The organism is Enterococcus sp. AZ091 (assembly GCF_051714805.1).
GTDB lineage: Bacteria > Bacillota > Bacilli > Lactobacillales > Enterococcaceae > Enterococcus_D > Enterococcus_D gallinarum.
The window spans coordinates 735,524-751,766 of record NZ_JBIOSO010000002.1 but is presented as its reverse complement, the minus strand read 5'-3'; the positions used below and the strand labels follow the sequence as shown (position 1 = coordinate 751,766).

17 protein-coding genes are annotated in these 16,243 nt (G+C 40.5%); 5 read left to right on the top strand and 12 right to left on the bottom strand.

Annotation, left to right across the window (positions count from 1 at the left end):
• Positions 1 to 102 precede the first annotated feature (102 nt).
• From IGJ28_RS15910 to IGJ28_RS15875, 8 genes are all read right to left on the bottom strand, one after another.
• Positions 103 to 1,116 (bottom strand): sugar kinase, encoded by a 1,014-nt coding sequence (locus tag IGJ28_RS15910; RefSeq protein ID WP_208774089.1) that lies wholly within the window; start codon positions 1,114 to 1,116, stop codon positions 103 to 105.
• A gap of 16 nt (positions 1,117 to 1,132) precedes the next feature.
• Positions 1,133 to 1,873 (bottom strand): 2-dehydro-3-deoxy-phosphogluconate aldolase, encoded by a 741-nt coding sequence (gene dagF / locus IGJ28_RS15905; RefSeq protein WP_081131652.1) that lies wholly within the window; start codon positions 1,871 to 1,873, stop codon positions 1,133 to 1,135.
• On the bottom strand, positions 1,870 to 2,982 hold the full coding sequence (locus IGJ28_RS15900; protein WP_252711442.1) for a DgaE family pyridoxal phosphate-dependent ammonia lyase: 1,113 nt from the start codon (positions 2,980 to 2,982) through the stop codon (positions 1,870 to 1,872). The genes dagF and IGJ28_RS15900 overlap by 4 nt, the downstream gene beginning before the upstream one ends.
• Entirely contained in the window at positions 2,963 to 4,078 is a 1,116-nt protein-coding gene (locus IGJ28_RS15895) for an amidohydrolase/deacetylase family metallohydrolase (RefSeq protein ID WP_113849548.1), read from the bottom strand. Before IGJ28_RS15895 ends, IGJ28_RS15900 begins: the two co-directional genes overlap by 20 nt.
• 1 nt (position 4,079) lies before the next feature.
• On the bottom strand, positions 4,080 to 5,174 hold the full coding sequence (locus IGJ28_RS15890; RefSeq protein ID WP_208774092.1) for a DUF871 domain-containing protein: 1,095 nt from the start codon (positions 5,172 to 5,174) through the stop codon (positions 4,080 to 4,082).
• Complete coding sequence (locus IGJ28_RS15885; protein WP_216661509.1) at positions 5,171 to 5,422, bottom strand: hypothetical protein; 252 nt, start codon at positions 5,420 to 5,422, stop codon at positions 5,171 to 5,173. The genes IGJ28_RS15890 and IGJ28_RS15885 overlap by 4 nt, the downstream gene beginning before the upstream one ends.
• Before the next feature lie 271 nt (positions 5,423 to 5,693).
• Positions 5,694 to 6,992 carry a PTS sugar transporter subunit IIC gene (locus IGJ28_RS15880; RefSeq protein ID WP_081131657.1) on the bottom strand — a complete coding sequence of 433 codons (1,299 nt, stop codon included), beginning with the start codon at positions 6,990 to 6,992 and terminating at the stop codon, positions 5,694 to 5,696.
• A 135-nt stretch (positions 6,993 to 7,127) separates the two neighbouring features.
• The gene (locus IGJ28_RS15875; protein ID WP_081131658.1) at positions 7,128 to 7,619 is read right to left on the bottom strand and encodes a GNAT family N-acetyltransferase; all 492 of its coding nucleotides are present in this window, start codon (positions 7,617 to 7,619) and stop codon (positions 7,128 to 7,130) included.
• 439 nt (positions 7,620 to 8,058) lie between these two features.
• Here IGJ28_RS15875 and IGJ28_RS15870 point away from each other — a divergent pair, with 439 nt between their 5' ends.
• Positions 8,059 to 8,379, top strand: coding sequence for a DMT family transporter (locus IGJ28_RS15870; RefSeq protein ID WP_081131659.1), 321 nt, complete (start codon positions 8,059 to 8,061; stop codon positions 8,377 to 8,379).
• A gap of 253 nt (positions 8,380 to 8,632) precedes the next feature.
• Here IGJ28_RS15870 and IGJ28_RS15865 read toward each other — a convergent pair whose 3' ends face one another.
• Both IGJ28_RS15865 and IGJ28_RS15860 read right to left on the bottom strand, forming a co-directional pair.
• Positions 8,633 to 8,797: a hypothetical protein gene (locus tag IGJ28_RS15865; protein WP_003126127.1), complete on the bottom strand. Its 165-nt coding sequence runs from the start codon at positions 8,795 to 8,797 to the stop codon at positions 8,633 to 8,635.
• A 152-nt stretch (positions 8,798 to 8,949) separates the two neighbouring features.
• Positions 8,950 to 9,819, bottom strand: a complete 870-nt coding sequence (locus tag IGJ28_RS15860) for a cation diffusion facilitator family transporter (RefSeq protein ID WP_003126126.1) — start codon at positions 9,817 to 9,819, stop codon at positions 8,950 to 8,952.
• Between the two features lie 639 nt (positions 9,820 to 10,458).
• Here IGJ28_RS15860 and IGJ28_RS15855 point away from each other — a divergent pair.
• A complete protein-coding gene (locus IGJ28_RS15855; RefSeq protein WP_003126124.1) occupies positions 10,459 to 11,184 on the top strand; it encodes an alpha/beta fold hydrolase in 726 nt (241 codons plus the stop codon).
• 1 nt (position 11,185) lies between these two features.
• Entirely contained in the window at positions 11,186 to 13,732 is a 2,547-nt protein-coding gene (mprF, locus tag IGJ28_RS15850) for a bifunctional lysylphosphatidylglycerol flippase/synthetase MprF (protein ID WP_003126123.1), read from the top strand.
• A gap of 146 nt (positions 13,733 to 13,878) precedes the next feature.
• On the opposite strand, the gene IGJ28_RS15845 is transcribed toward mprF, so the two are convergent.
• Together IGJ28_RS15845 and IGJ28_RS15840 are read right to left on the bottom strand one after the other, a co-directional pair.
• The gene (locus tag IGJ28_RS15845) at positions 13,879 to 14,835 is read right to left on the bottom strand and encodes an SPFH domain-containing protein (RefSeq protein ID WP_060814082.1); all 957 of its coding nucleotides are present in this window, start codon (positions 14,833 to 14,835) and stop codon (positions 13,879 to 13,881) included.
• Complete coding sequence (locus IGJ28_RS15840) at positions 14,832 to 15,044, bottom strand: hypothetical protein (RefSeq protein WP_060814083.1); 213 nt, start codon at positions 15,042 to 15,044, stop codon at positions 14,832 to 14,834. The genes IGJ28_RS15845 and IGJ28_RS15840 overlap by 4 nt, the downstream gene beginning before the upstream one ends.
• 234 nt (positions 15,045 to 15,278) lie before the next feature.
• Here IGJ28_RS15840 and IGJ28_RS15835 point away from each other — a divergent pair, with 234 nt between their 5' ends.
• Positions 15,279 to 15,689, top strand: coding sequence for an Ohr family peroxiredoxin (locus tag IGJ28_RS15835; RefSeq protein ID WP_060814084.1), 411 nt, complete (start codon positions 15,279 to 15,281; stop codon positions 15,687 to 15,689).
• A 57-nt stretch (positions 15,690 to 15,746) separates the two neighbouring features.
• A complete protein-coding gene (locus IGJ28_RS15830; protein WP_003126119.1) occupies positions 15,747 to 16,178 on the top strand; it encodes a MarR family winged helix-turn-helix transcriptional regulator in 432 nt (143 codons plus the stop codon).
• Positions 16,179 to 16,243 lie beyond the last annotated feature (65 nt).

The window sequence follows — 16,243 nt, the reverse complement described above, 5'->3', positions numbered from 1 at the left end:
AAAGAGCCCTTTTGACGGCAGTCACTGATTCGCCATCAAACGCTCTTTGTTGGATGATTTATTATTGTTTACGCGTGCTTTGTATATCCTAGCGAATAATACTCAACGAAATAAATCTACCCCAGGATTCTTTAGCACTTGCTCTACTTGTTCCCGTGTAATCAAGGGAACATCTCCTAACATCGTATGGGCCAATACAGCATTGGTGATAGCAAAATCCGCGGTTTTTTTTAGTGGCCATTTCTCGGCATATCCTAAAAGAATACCTGCTGCATATGCATCCCCTGCACCGATTCGATCTAGCACTTGTAACAATTGAGGTGCAGTTTCAACAGTTTCTTCTTTAGTGTAGATCATCCCGCTGATAAACTGTTTGTCTTCACTGGCTATCCGTCTGGTTCCTGTAAACCATTCAATCCCGTACTGCGCCATAAAGGCCTGAACGATTTGCTGTTCCTCTAGTCCATCAATAGGCAGCTGCTCACCAAATCCCAAAAGACCGTGCAAATCTCGTACAGACCCAAATACCAAATCACAATAAGGCAGAATCGCTTCGTAACGTTTTTTTAAGATTTCTCGCTGTCCTTCTTCCAAATTCAGACTGGGACGAAAATTAAAATCGAAGCAAACTTTGATGTTCTTCAAAGTAGCTTGTTTTGCCAATGTTATCGCGGTTTGCCACGTTTCTTCGGTCAAGCTCAACGAAATACCACAAATATGCAAAAGATCGATCGTTTCTAAATATTCAGCGATGGGATAAGTTGCAGGTCCGGAAACCCCAAATGAACTACCGCGGCGGTTCTGATACGTCACATAGGTGGGGCGAGCGCCAAAACCAACTTCAGCAAAATAACTGCCGATATGATTGTGTGCCTGACCAATAAATTCTGTCTTGATACCATAAGTTTGCAAATTCGCTTTGGCCGCATCACCCAAACGGTTTTTTGGTACTTTCGTCAATAAGGATGCTGAAAGATTGAAGTGCGCCAGATTTCCTAAAATATTTACGCCCGTTCCTGTAAAATCCATCCGCAGCGAATGGGTTTGTTCTAATGTCCGATATTCAGGCGGTGTCAAGCGCAGCATGACTTCACCGTATGCACCGATTCGCATCACAATTCCTCCTTCACTCTTACTTCAATGAATCTTTCATCATCTTCAGTAATCGTCTCACATCTTCCGGACGGGTATCGCCCGTCTCTGGATCAATGATCGAGCTATACACGTGAGGAATGATTTTCTTGACTCCTGCATCCACAGCAATCTGCAAGATTTCTGCAAAGTTATCCAAATCAATCCCACCGGTCGGTTCAAGATAAAAGTCATGAGCTGCACAAGCTTTTGCCACCGCTTGATATTCTTCTTTGTGCGCCAATCCTTTCATAGGGAAATATTTGATTGAACTAGCGCCCATATCCTTGAGTAATGCAATCGCCGTTTCAAGAGGAACCTCAGTGGGTTCTTCCTGTGAACTTAACGGGCCAGTGGCAATATTGACAAAGCCGACTTTGCCTGTCGGAGAAACTAATGCATTAACAATAGTTTCTTCTTGTCCTAACAACGCCCGAGATGTTGCAGCTCCCGTGAATACTTGATTGACATGTTGCGGCTGCAACACAGCAGAAATTCGAGAGACCATCTCGCTCTGATTCGGATCACCGGCACCGAGACCAACTGATAATGCATTTTCTATTTCTGCTTGGTATTTTTTCATGTCTTCAATCGCTGCTTCATCCGTGGAATAATTTTTGGAAAGAACGCCTAATAAGATTTTCCCTTCGGCTGCTTCAAAACATTCTTTGGCGTTTTCCACTGAGTTAGCTAAAACGTTTAAACAAATTCGATCTTCTAAATAAGTCGGGGATTTTTTCATTCTTTTGGTTCCTCCGGATTCATGATTTCTTTTAATCGATTGACAATCACATGCATTTCAGTTTCTGTGACTGCCCGAATATCAAATTCAATAATGCCGTGATTTGCTTGATATTCTCTCGTGTAGATGGCTGGTTCTTCTACTTTTAATTTCTGGATCACTTCCATCGCCGATGGCCCATTTTGGACCCGAACCCGGGCGCGATAAATGTCTCGCCCTGCACCATCTTGGACGATATCTGCAGACAAGCCAGTAATTTGATTGAGCGCTGCGATGAAGGGTTCCAAACGATGCTTCATGGAAGCGCCAGACTCACTTCCTTCAGCCAGATACTCTTCTACTGCTTGCGTAAGCCCCATCATATTTTCTTTACCGATCTTCATGGAACGCCCGATGCCTTTAGATTGCAGTCTCACCCATTCTATTAGTTCTTTACGACCGATCACTAAACCAGCACTTGGCCCAGACAAAGCCTTGGCTCCGGAGTAGATCACTAAATCGGCACCCTCCTGGATGTACCTGAAAAGATCCTCTTCCGCTGCCGCATCCACGATCAAAGGGATGCCCGACTGTTTTGCGACTTGAGCAACTTCCTTTACTGAAAGCATACTTTTTTGTACTGTATGATGACTTTTGATATAGAGAATCGCAGCTGTCTGGGGACTGATCATCTGAGCAATATGGTCAACAGAGCACATATTGGCATAGCCTGCCTCAACAACTTGGCCTCCACCTTGTTGAACCATCACTTCAACAGGTGTGCCATAATCCACATTGTGTCCCTTCGGCAAGATGATCTCTCGACGCTGAATCTTTTCTGAATAAGGATGGTAAAGATGGAATGATGAGCCTTGTCCAATGACTGCTGCTACAGATTGAACAATTCCAGCAGAAGCTGAAGAGACGATTTGAGCATCTTCAACTTGAAGTAGTTTGGCCAAATAGGCCCCTGTTTTGACTGCTAACTCGCTCATCTCAAAAAAGTGTTCCCCACCAAAGCGTTGGGCTGTTAAGACACCTTCGCTCACTTTAGAAACACCGAGAATCGTCATTTTACCAGAAGCATTGATGACTTGCTTCAAGCCAAGTTTAGTCAGATTCAATGTCATATACTTGTCCTCCAATTATAGTCTTTAGCGGAATGATCTGTCGATCAATACTTCGCTTGTTCCCATTTGAATCAATCAGTACTTTGGCTGCTTCTTTGAATTCAAAGATCGTGAAATCAGCATCCATTTCTTCTTCGATGGCACCTTTTCCTTTTAGTTGAAACTGACGAGCTGGTGCCAATGTTACTTTCTCGATGATTTCTTGCCAACTATAACCGACAACGGCTAATTTCTCCATAGTAGTAGCCAAATCATATACCGGACCCTTCATACGGTTACGTATATAAATATCGGTGCTGATAGAAGCAGCTTTCAAATTGGCGGTATAGGCTTTTTCTGCCACCGAAAAATTGAAACTATCTGTACCATGACCAATATCAAAAGCAACACCTTTGCCATAAGCATCAAAAACAAACGATTTGATGGTATTTGACTGACGATCTAAAATACCATTTTCCTTGCCATTGAAACAGTGGGTCAGAACGTCACCTTTCTCTAAACAAGACAAAATGTCAGCCAAATCTGGTGGTGCTGAACCAATATGAACCATCAATGGTAGGCCTGGGTGTTTTTTTTGGATATTTTTGGCTAATTTCAATGGAGTGATGCCATTTTCGCCAATCACTGTCCTGCTCATTCTCGCTTTTAACCCCACGATGAAGTCAGGAAATTCATTTAGGGCCTTTGTGATCAGATCCCCCTTGATCTTAGAAAGATCGGCTAATTCATCTTGTTCGACGATGCCCCATTTTGAAATATTGACAAGCGCAAAGACATTCGTTTTGGCTGCTTGTGCAAATTCGTAGAAACGATGAATATTTTCGGCGCCAGTAGTCCCCGCATCGATTACTGTCGTTACACCTTTTGCCACACCGATCTGATCGGGATAATCATAGTACAAGCTCATTTCTTCAAAACAATGGACATGATCATCAATCCAGCCTGCCGAAAGATACTGATTCGGAAGAAGTGTCCACTCCTTTTGTGCGGATTCTTCGATCGTTTTTGCGATCTGGCAAATTTTCCCTTGCTTGATCCCGATATCGAAAATCTCTTCATTGAGTGTACGTGCCTGGCGGATAATCATATCCAACATGTTAATCATTCCTCTCGGTAAATTTAAATTTGGTCCACGGATGAATATACGACAACAACAGCCGTTCTTCTGCGACAATTGATCCAACTTTATTTTTTCGCGGATCGCAATGAGGGGTCAACACCACCTGTAATTCGTTTTTGTACTTGCCAAAATCATCGTTGCCGATCACAATATCTCCAGGTTGGAATTCCTCCAGATTATCGTGGGCTGGGTTATCAAATTGCTTGTATTTTTTTCGGACTTCTGTTGATCGAATCATCCGATCAGTAATGTCCCCTCGACGGTAATGCTGCTCTTTCAGAACGATCTTTCGTTCGCATGAAGTGCTCTCCGGTGTAAAAGTCACCGAAAATTCTGTTTGGTAACGATTGATTGCGCCAAGTGCTGCAAGTTCTGCTTCTGAGGCATAGGCATTCCCAATGATTACATCATCGATCAATCCTGTTGCAAAGAGATGTTTTGCTGCGATCTCTACAGGTAAATGCCGATGCATCTCTAATGTCGGTAATCCGTCATTGATATCCCATGGACCGATCGTTCCAGACTGTGAAGTGATAAAAGCAGCAGTTCGAATTCCTTTGGCTTTAAAACGCTGGCTGCATTTTTCGAAGAACTCATACGGTAATGCGGTACCTTCCTGAGGATAAAAATTGTGACAGCCATATAAGAAAGGCAAGTTTGCTTGATACGTCAAAATATTGTCTAAATAAGCGACGTCGTTGCTCATATTTAGCTCGATCGCCAATCCAAACGGATTATAAGTCAGCATTGCTTCTTTGCTGCCGTCAAAACCTAAATCCAAGCGGATGCCATCCGCACCCAATTCGTGGAAAAACGTCAAATCATCATAAGAAATTTCCAGCTCTTCAAAAATTGCCGGTGCAACATCCAAAATCGTTTCGTAGCCAAGTGATTTGGCAAATCTTAATAATTCTGTGAATTTCTTGCGAACAATTTCTTTGCCTTCTGTCACTTCTAACATACTCATAAAAATTCGACTAAATCCATAGCGTTGAGCCAATTCTAAATAAGCTTTGTCTTCGTCATTACTGCTGTGGTCTGGATAAATAGAGATTCCTAGTTGTCTTTTCATTTTGTCCACTCCTTCTGCGCACCAATTTGAGAAAATTTTGTGATCAGCAACGTACTGCAACCAACAGTCAGTGTTGTCAAGATCACCGGGGCAATCGTTGTCCTGCCAAATAGCATAACGGCAATGACTAATACTAATAAGGATCCGGCTATCAGTGTGCGGAAGCGAATCTGCTGGATAAATGCTCCATGTCTGGTTAGCCAAATTTGTAATCCGATAAATAATAAACATGCATACATCAGCATCATTTTATGCACTTAGTCTCCTTTCGATCATCAAACGCGGATCCTCGCGCATGAACCACTGTTTAAGCAACAAATGAACCCTAATTGCTTCACTCAAAAGAACCATCTAGAAAGCACTCTGGGATTGAGGTGTTTACTGGGATGATCCCGTAGAATTGTTTCTGTTCACCTAGAAGAACTCGGTATTTCCCAGAGAGCTCATTTGGTTGTCATTTATGGATCGTTCTTTGCTCCTATCCCATCGTCTCGTTTGACTTCTTGATAAAGAGACCCTTCATTCTTGAGTCGCTTGTTCTTCTTCACGTTCTAATTGCTGTTTTTCAAAGACTTTAAAGAATGGGTAATAGATCGCCAATGTGATCAAAAAGTTCACCACAACTAAGATTCCAGCGGCAACACTCCAATTTGTACTCATCCAAGCAGCAATGGGTGCTGGAATGGCAAATCCTAGACGGGCAGCCATCATTGGAACGATCCCTGTCGTCGTAGCAAAGTACGAAATTGTCGTTGTAATCAAAGGTGCTACAAGAAACGGAATCCCAAGAATCGGATTCATCACAATCGGAGCTCCAAAGATGACCGGTTCATTGATATTGAAAATACCTGGCAAAATCGAAAGACGTCCTAATTGTTTCAAATAGTTTGATTTTGAGAATAAAAACAAGACAACCAGCGCAAGCGTCGTTCCTGCCCCACCAATCCAAACAAACCATTGCAGAAATTGTTCTGTAAAGATGTTTGGTAATTCATGCGCATTGCCGGATGATTGAAAAACTTCCATATTTTCTGCAATCGAGATATCCCAGAAAGGACGGATCACCGGACCCATGATTGCTGGTCCATGAATTCCAAGAACCCAAAAGAAACAAATCAAGAAAACTGTCAATAAGCCGCCAAACAAACTGTTTCCTGCTAAAACATCTTTCAGCGGCATCAAAAGGTTACTTAAGAAGCCATTGATATCAAAACCGATGATATGACGAATGACCCAAAACAAAACAAGAATCGCTCCCCCGGGAATCAATGCCATGAAGGAATTGGTCACTTCAGGCGGTACACCATCAGGCATTTTGATCGTGATATTTTTGACAATAAAGAAGCGATAGATTTCCACTGACAAAATAGCTGTGACAATTGCACCAAATAGTGATCCAGAACCAAGGTTAGCAACATTGATGAAACGTCCAGCATCGATCACACCTTCTACCGATTCAAGAACCCGAATTGGTGGTGCTGCCGTGATCAAAAAGGACATTGTTGCCAAAATACCTGCTGTCAATGAGTCTAGTTTGTAACTTTTTGCCAATGAAGATGCGATACCAAAGGTCGCATAAAGTGCAAGCAGACCAACTGTATAGCGAAACGGAATGTCTAGAACTTCACGATATGGTTCAATAAATGCTGCAACTGACTCAATAGGAAAATTCAATAATATCGTGAAAAAGGAACCGACGATCGTCAATGGTAATGTGGCAATGATTCCTTTACGTATGGCCACCATATGTCGCTGCATACCTACCTTATTTGCCACTGGCATTAACTTTTGTTCAATAAACCCTACAAATCCATTCATTTTAGCCCTCCTGATTATAACATTATAATCTTTACAAGGACAATATAACACAGTGAAAAAGGTGTGTAAACGTTTTTTTAATAGGAAATAAGCTTTCTTCCCACAAACTGAGCGATGGAAAAAAGCTTATGTCTTTCATTGTTTGAATGTTTTTTCGTAGATATAGTCATCCATTACAAAACCTTGACCGATATCAACCTTTCGTTCCCCGACCCGGACAAAACCCCGGTGTTCGTAGACGGCAATCGCTTGTTGATTGCCTTTATTGACGTTCAAAAAGAGTGTTTTGCCAGCGGCTAAAGATTCAACCCAATCAAATACTTTGCTGGAGACGCCTTTTCCTCGCATAGCAGGTGTTAAATAAAGTTTACTCAAATACAGACGGTCTGCCTCTTCTTCGTAAGCTGTGTAGCCAATAATCTCATCTTCTAATCGAAGAATAAAATAAGCGGCGCCTTCTTTGATTTCTTGTTGGATCGTTTCTGGAGATTGATAAGTTTCTAGCATATAGCTGACTTGAGCAGACCCGATGATAGGTGTAAAGACTTCTGACCAAATCTCCTTAACGACAAGCTCTAATTCTTGAATCTCCTCTAAAGATCGGACTGGTTGAAATGTAATTTTCATGGTGGACTCCTTTCAAAGATGTATCCCTACATATCTTTATTATATCGGAATGTTTTTTAAATAAATAGAAAAGTCTTTCCTTGTCTTAACTATTGATAATGTTGTCTATCCGCAATTGAAAGAAAGATTTAGCACCATCAGAAAGTTCTGCTGATCGCATCAAGTTTGTTAGGAAAAATTAGATGCGATGACGAGAAACAGGACCAGCTCATTTTCTGGAACAGTTTCTCTTTCTTTCAATTTTTATCCGAAAGTGCTACCCCTCATTTTTTCGATAAGTTTTTTTCATTCCCCAAAAAAATCCGAGTGTGCTATACTGGTTACAAGAAAATAGAGACTGCCACCGGGTAGTTAAAAGAGGACGATCATTCCAGTAGGTCTTAGAAGGAATGGTCTTCCTCTTTTTGTTTTCTAAATAATCAAAAAGGAGGGAAATAGAATGGCTTGGCTCGAACTATTATTAGCTGGCGTACTAGAAGTATTCTGGTCCACAACGATGAAATGGAGTGAAGGATTTACAAAAATCAATTTTACGATTTACACCATTATTGGTATGATCGCCAGTTTTTTCTTTTTGTCGCAAGCAATCAAACAACTGCCAATGAGTTTATCCTACCCTATCTGGACTGGGATCGGTGCGGTGGGTTCAGTCATCATTGGTGTGGTATTGTTCCATGACAAGATAAACCCAGCCACTTGGCTTTTTGTTGGATTATTATTGATCAGTATTGTAGGCATTAAAATGACTAGCGGTCACTAACCTCAAAAAGGTTTTTTTGAAGTCTTTTAAAAGACTTTTATAAAAATCGAATCACTTCTTTCTACCGAAATCTTTCTTATTTCTACTTTTGCTTTCCTCTAGGATATCATCAGACTACTGATCTTCTCTGACAAAAGAAAAGTTGGATTACCTTCATTCTTTCTTTTCTCAAAGGCTAAAAAAGCAGCAGCTTGATCATTGATGGATCAAACTGCTGCTTTTCTTTTTGTACTTGACTAAAACGAGTTGAATCTCAAACGAGTTCAGCTTTTTTTTCTGTAATTTGTTTCTGAAGAAGAGCTAGTATCTGTCTATCTTCTACTGATAAAATATAATTTTTACAAATTTCTAAAAGGACAGGTTGTCCCACTTCATTAATTTTCTTTGCTTGAAGGTCAGTGATATTTATCGTCTCCATACGATCCCTACTTTCTTTTTCTGATAAGAATAGTTTGCCATTCTTTCAATAAAAAAAGAAGCAACGGGATGTTTACATGCTAGAAACGTGGTGTTTACACTGTTTTTTTTAACTTACACAACACAAAATGACCCTTAAAAATAAATCGGCGATTAATCTGGTTCAATATGAATATCTGTATCATAGACATTGAAACGATCAGACAGCAATGCTTCTATGGCATCAGCTACTGCATGACTTTTTTCAACTGTCAAATATTTGTCCATCGTAATAACAATATCAAGAAACACATTTGCGCCATACATTCTGCCGCGAATACTCTTGACAGATTTTACTTCCGGAAAATCGGCTACGACTTGTTCGTACTCGTTGACCAATGTTTGATCAAAACCATCTGACAATGAGAAGGCACTTTCTTTAAAAATATCAATGGCCGTTTTTAGGATCAGAACAGCGACAACGATCGCTGTTAGACTATCAAGCCACCCCCAGCCAAAAGAAGCGGCAAAAATGGCAATGGCGGTTCCGATGCTGGTCCAAGCATCGCTGCGATTGTCTTTGGCAGCAGCAAGCAGTGCGGAACTTTTTACTTGTGCAGCCAATCTTCGATTAAAGGTATACACACCATACATGAGAATAGCCGAGACCACACCTATAATTGCCGCAAGCACATCAGGACTTTCTGTCTCCCCTTGAATCAAGGACCAGACAGAGGAATAAAGTACTTGCAGCCCTACAGCAAGCATGATCAATGACGTAATCAAACTTGCTACATTCTCTGCTTTCCAATGTCCATACTTATGTTCTTCATCAGCCGGTTTTTGAGCTAAGCGTAGACCTATCAAAACAGCCACTGAAGCGATTATATCGGTGGCATTATTTAAACCATCTGCCCATAAAGCTTCCGACCCAGCTATTTTACCGATCAATAATTTAACGAATGAAATCAATAGATAGGCGATGATACTAAGCAGAGCGCCCTTTTCTGCTCGCTTCAATTCTTCATATCTAGTCTCTCTCATTTATTTCCCTCCAGCATCAAGATAACAACTTGAAAATAATAACTGAATTCCTGAAACTTTGCAGTAATTATTGGAGAGATATAATCTTTTAGGAATAACAAACATTTGCTTTCTGCGCCACGAATGCATCTTGCAGGTCAAACTGAATGAAAAAAAATTCAGAAGGCACCTTGTTGATTTCCTTTAGACATGTTAAACAAGCTTTAAATCATTCATTGTTCCCCCCGTTTAATGAAAACCATTGTCACTGAATGGGAGACACTATGGGGTGTCCTTGCTGCTTTGCGTAGTTCTCTTCTATAGTTCTCTTCTATGGTTTTCTTCTATGGTTTTCTTCTATGGTTTTCTTCTATGGTTTTCTTCTATAGTTTCCTTCTAAAGAAATAAGAGGGAAAAATACGGGGGAAAATGTGAAAATTTTCTATTTTGGCAAAGTTTTCTGTTCCATTTCGAAGTGATCTCCTAAGATATGGCTAGAAATGAATCTAAAGAGCAGCATCTGTCTGATTTCTTAATATAATAAGATAGCAGTTTTCTAAGACAAAAATGAATAAACGATGATTATTTCTAGTGAAAAATCACCATTTGATTTTATCAATCGCGGGCTTCAAGGTATACTCAAAGAAAGTAGGTGAAAAAATGGAATCTGAAAAGTGTTATGCCAAAATGCAAGATGGCTCGGTCCTTTACTATGAGAAAATTGGAAAAGGCAAGCCATTATTCTTATTGCATGGCAATGGCGGGAGCAGTGCTTACTTTGCTAATCAGATAGCTGAATTAAGTCAGAAACATCAGCTGTACTTGATAGACAGCCGTGGGCATGGCAAATCAACGAATACCCGCAAAAAAATTGATTTTTTCTTGATGGCTGATGACTTGTATGCCATTATTCAAAAAGAACACCTGTCAAAGGTAGCTCTTCTAGGATTTAGTGATGGCGCAAATTTAGCTATGGTGTTTTGTTTTAAATATCCGGAATTAGTGAGTTGTCTGATTTTAAATTCCGGCAATACGGATCCTAAAGGGGTTCGGCTGTTTGCACGGATCGGCAGTCTGATCCAATATGCAGTCGTTTGGCTTTGCGCGCCTTTCGATAAAGGCATGCGTGGTTTTTTACCGATTCTTGCACTACTCTTTCGTAACATCGGTTTATCAGCCACCGATTTAAAAAAAATTACTGTCCCAACACTGATTTTGGTAGGAAAAAGAGATTCAATCAAATTGTCTCATTCATTTTATCTAGCCAATCATATTCCGAATGCCAATTTCATGGTAGTAAAGGGACAAGGACATAGTTTTGCTCGCAAAAATCCAAATATATTCAATCAGAAAGTTCTTTCTTTCTTAGATAAGGTGGGACAATAAAATGAAACTTTTTACATGGATTCGTAACCATCTCTCCTTGTTCAAAGGACTCTTTTTGATCGCTGTAGCAGTGATCGTTTTAGGTGAATTGCTTTCCTTAAGCAAGACGATTTCCGTCGATCAATTGACGACACTGTTTTCCGAATTAGCGGTTTGGCGTGTTGCATTGATGCTTTTGATTAGTTTGCTTTGTATTGCGCCAATGATTGGTTATGACATTATCTTAAATCGGCTCTTAGGACAAAAGCTTTCTGCCCGTTATTTAAGTGAAACAAGCTGGATCATCAATACCATGAATAATCTTGTAGGATTCGGCGGTTTTATCAGCATTGGTCTTCGCTCCGAATTCTATGGCAAAGAAAAAAATGGCAAAGATGTTGCTCAAGCAATTTCGAAAATTTTTATTTATCTTATGTCTGGGTTATCGCTTTTATCATTACTGGCATTAGGGTTCGTCGTCTTTGGGCCAACAACTGATTATCTGCAGCAATATTGGATTTGGCTATTGGGAGGAAGTTTGTACTTTCCAGTGGTCTATGTCTTAAGTTTGTCGAAGAAGAATGGCTATTTAGGCGGTCTGACCCCTTCTGACCGCGGTCAACTGATTTTGGTTTCATTATTGGAATGGGTAGGGGTATTTACGGCCTTTATCACCACCGGTATGCTGATGGGGATCTCTGTGGATATTTTTCAAATACTGCCATTATTTATTGCTGCATCTGTGATAGGGATCGTATCAATGATTCCCGGAGAATTAGGAACCTTTGATGTCATGATGATCATGGGAATGGGTTCATTGAATATTCCCCGAGAAAGTGTCGTAGCGTGGCTTCTGCTATTCCGGCTATTCTATTACATCATTCCGTTTTTGATTGGGGTGCTTTTGTTCTCTAAAAATGTCAGTGTAACGCTCAACACACGCTTTTCTGGTATTCCTAAAGGATTGCTTTTAGAAGTATTCCATAAGATTGAAGTACTGTTGCTCTATTTGACTGGTACGATGCTGGTTTTGTCAGCAACGATTCCGGAAGCATTTGACCACATTCAATGGTTAGCACATCTTAATCCGATTCGCTTGAACTTTGTCATGCAATACCCAAGTATTTTCTTAGGTTATCTTTTCATCATTGCTGGTCGTGGGGTTTCAGCTCGTGTTTCGCGCGCTTATTTTCCAACATTGCTGTTGATTGCAGCAACGATCGGCTATGCGGTCTTAGCCGGTTTCCGCTTTTCAACCATGTGTTTCTTGCTCTTCTTATTGGCGATTATGGTCCTTTCCAAAAGTGAACTATTTCGTAAGCAACTGGTTTATTCTTGGGAATGGCTGACGATCGATGGCCTTTTGATGGGATCTTTGACTGTCCTTTATGTGATTATTGGGGTCTATAACATGCCCCATTTAAATCGTCATCCCGCCCATCGTTCCATTGATTTTCTTTTGTTTCCTTCTGAAAAGTTATGGTTGCAAGGCTTTCTGGCTATCATGATCGTCGCTATCGCGGTCTTGCTTTTCTCACGCTATTTAATGGGACCCAAACATCAAATTGGACAGAGACCTGAGAATGAAAAAATCTTGACTCTTTTAGAGACCTACGGTGGTACTAGTGATAGCCATCTTGTCTTTTTGAAAGATAAAGAAGTCTATTTCTATCCGAACGAGACCGATCCTACCGTCTTTTTCCAGTTTACGACCTATAACAATAAATGTTTGGTCATGGGGGACCCAGCTGGTAAGCAAGAGGATTTTGCTGCTGCACTAGAAGCCTTTATCACAGAAATGGATCAGTGGAATTATTTGCCTGTCTTCTATGAAAGCAGTGAAGAAATGGTCATGCTTCTTCATGAATTTGGCTATGACTTCATCAAATTTGGTGAGAAAGCCTTCGTGGACCTACAGAATTTCACCTTGTCTGGCAAAAAAATGAAGGGTCAACGGGCATTAAACAACAAAATCAATAAAGAAGGCTTTACTTTCGATGTCCTACAACCACCGTACAATGCGGAAACATTTGCCAAGCTACGAGATATTTCTGATCGCTGGCTAGATGGTCGCAAAGAGAAAGGTTTCTCATTAGGATTTTTCTCTGAAGATTACTTGAGCACCGTCCCAATCGCTGTCGTCAAGAACCAACAGCAAGAAATTGTGGCATTTGCTTCTTTTATGCCTACTTATCAGACAGGTTGTGGGTCAATCGACTTAATGCGTCATGATCCTGAAAAAGCACCTAATGGCACAATGGACTTTTTGTTCATCAATCTCTTCGATTATTTTAAAAACCAAGGATTCGAACAGTTCGACTTAGGGATGGCCCCGCTGGCGAATGTAGGGACGTTCAGAAGCAGTTTCATTCAAGAACGGATCGCCTATTTGATCTATAACTTTGGTTCTCACTTTTATTCCTTTGAGGGATTGCGGGAGTACAAGAGCAAGTATGCAGCTTATTGGTCTCCTCGTTATATTCTCTATTCCAGAGATAGTTGGATCGGTTATGTGATGATCGCATTGTTGATAGTAGACAATCGAACTATTACTACGTCTTCTCTTTAGGATAAACAAAGACTACGCCACAAGTACCAATAAGACAACAACTATCCAGTAATCAAACTATTGTTCAACAAATCAAAAACGAGCTCCAGCCATGTTTATCAAACAATGGGTGGAGCTCATTTATGTTGGTTGATTCAGTTAGTTTGTTATTCGCTGGTTTTGTCTGTTTGTTCCCAGAGTTGTTTCACAACTGGAATATTGCCTAATTCTGTCATGTTTGATGGTAGAATGACTGTATTCGTCTTACTGTTGACAATATCTTTAAAGGCTTCAATGCCCAAGTAAGAGAGTGAACGTTCGTCTAATTGACTTTCTTTGATTGCTTCATTGATGGCTAAGATCCGTTTACGTTCTGCTTCAGTAATTTTAGCAATTCGTTCTGCTTCGGCGTCTGCATCGATCCGTACACGTTTAGCACGAGCTTCCGCATCAATCTGAGTTTGTTCCGCTCGGGCTTGGGCATCGATCGTCATTTGAGAAGCTTTGGCTTCCGCACTTAAGACAGCAGAAGATTTCTCCCCTTGTGCCCGCGTGATCATGGATTCTTTATCCCGTGAAGCAGTGATCAGTTTGTTCATTGATTCAATGATTTCTTGCGAAACTTTGATCTCACCAATATTGATTCGGTCGATCGCCAACCCATACCCCGCTGTGATATCTTTAATGGAAGTAAACAACGCCACGTTGATTTCTTCTGTTCCGTTGAGAACTTCATTTAGATCCATTTTCCCAATGATTCCTCGCAAATTGGATTGCGCATCTTGGATCATAGAAACGACCGAGTTTTCATTATCATAAACAAACGCCCGGACATCTGTGACATGGTATTTGATGGCTTCATCAATTTGAACGATAACATTATCCTTCGTGATAGCACTTTGCGGTTCAATTTCTAAAGGAATCTGTTTAAGTGATACTCGTTCTCTGACTGTATATAAAATAGGGACTAAAAAGTGTAGACCTGGTTCAAGTGTCTTAACATACTTCCCAAAACTCTCAACTACTTTTACTTCACCTTGTCGAACGATAACAGCAGTGCTTGCCAACAGCCAAATCACGATCGCTATGACAAGAACGATTAAGATAATTTGTACGATGATCATTGAATATACCCTCTTCCATTTTCAAATAATGTATTGTTCACTTGTGTCAGCAAGATCCCATTTTCAACGCCGATGATCTCCAGCATCACATTCTCTGCTGGAATACCGGCAACAACCCGATATTCAGTATACGTACCAAAGATTCGAATGAATCCGGCATAATGATCTGTCGCGGAACGAAAATATTTCCCGACTGCGCGGTTTTCCATATATTCTACGATTTTAGTCACCCTCTTCACTAACCAACTATCCTTAGATTCTGTGCTATCATCATATCATGTTTTGCCTTGCTACACAGTAATTATTTAAACTTTTACTTTCAATTTAATGTAAAAACAAGTAAAAATATAAAAACCTGCTTTTGCAAGCAACTTAATTGCTTTCCACAATTAAATTGCGTACAATCTAATTGTACAAAATCAAAAAAACAGGAGTGAAGTTAGATGAAAAAAATGTATTCTACAAAGATGATCAACACAGGTGGCCGTTCAGGAGAAGTTCATAGTCCTGATCATTCCTTCGAATTATCCATCGCAGCACCTGGTAAACGGGTCGAAAATGCCACTAACCCAGAACAACTTTTTGCCGCTGGTTTTAGTGCTTGTTTCAACAGTGCTCTTGAACTTGTAAAGCAAAGTAAAGGAATTGATGGCGCATCAACCGTAAGTGCACAAGTTTCACTTTATGCCGAAAATGAAAGTAGTTTTGTTCTAGGAGTAGAGATTGAAGGATTTGTAGAAGGTCTTTCATTAGATGAAACACAAGAATTACTAGAAATTGCTCATACCGTATGTCCTTATTCAAAAGCAACAGCCGGCAATATTGAAGTAACCGTCAAAGCTGTTAGTGAGTAGACTTTCCGATACAAAAAAGCTATGATAAGAAGCGTCAGTATAAAAAGGAGTGAGGACATGAATGACTTAGCACTTGAAAACCAACTATGTTTTCCTCTATACGCCGCTTCGAAAGAAATTATCAAGCATTATAAAGGATTACTGGACCCTCTGGACTTGACCTATACGCAATATCTCGTGATGCTCGTCTTATGGGAGCAAGGAACATTGACAGTAAAAGAATTGGGCGATTCTCTGTGTCTGGACTCTGGAACTTTGACTCCGGTTTTAAAGAAACTCGAAATGAAAGGCTATCTTTCAAGAACTCGCAATCAAGAGGACGAACGTTCTTTAAATGTGTCATTGACAGGAAAAGGGCAGCTGCTCCATGATTCTGCGGTGAATATTCCCAGTAAAGTCAAAGACTTCCTGCCATTGTCTCCTACAGAACTAGCTGATTTACATCGCTTGACGACAAAAATGCTGCATCAGTTTCAGAAAACTAGCTAAAAAAGATCCGACTTACCGGATTGCTCGAAACGTTAGCCGAAAAACTAACTTCTTAAGCGCAGTCC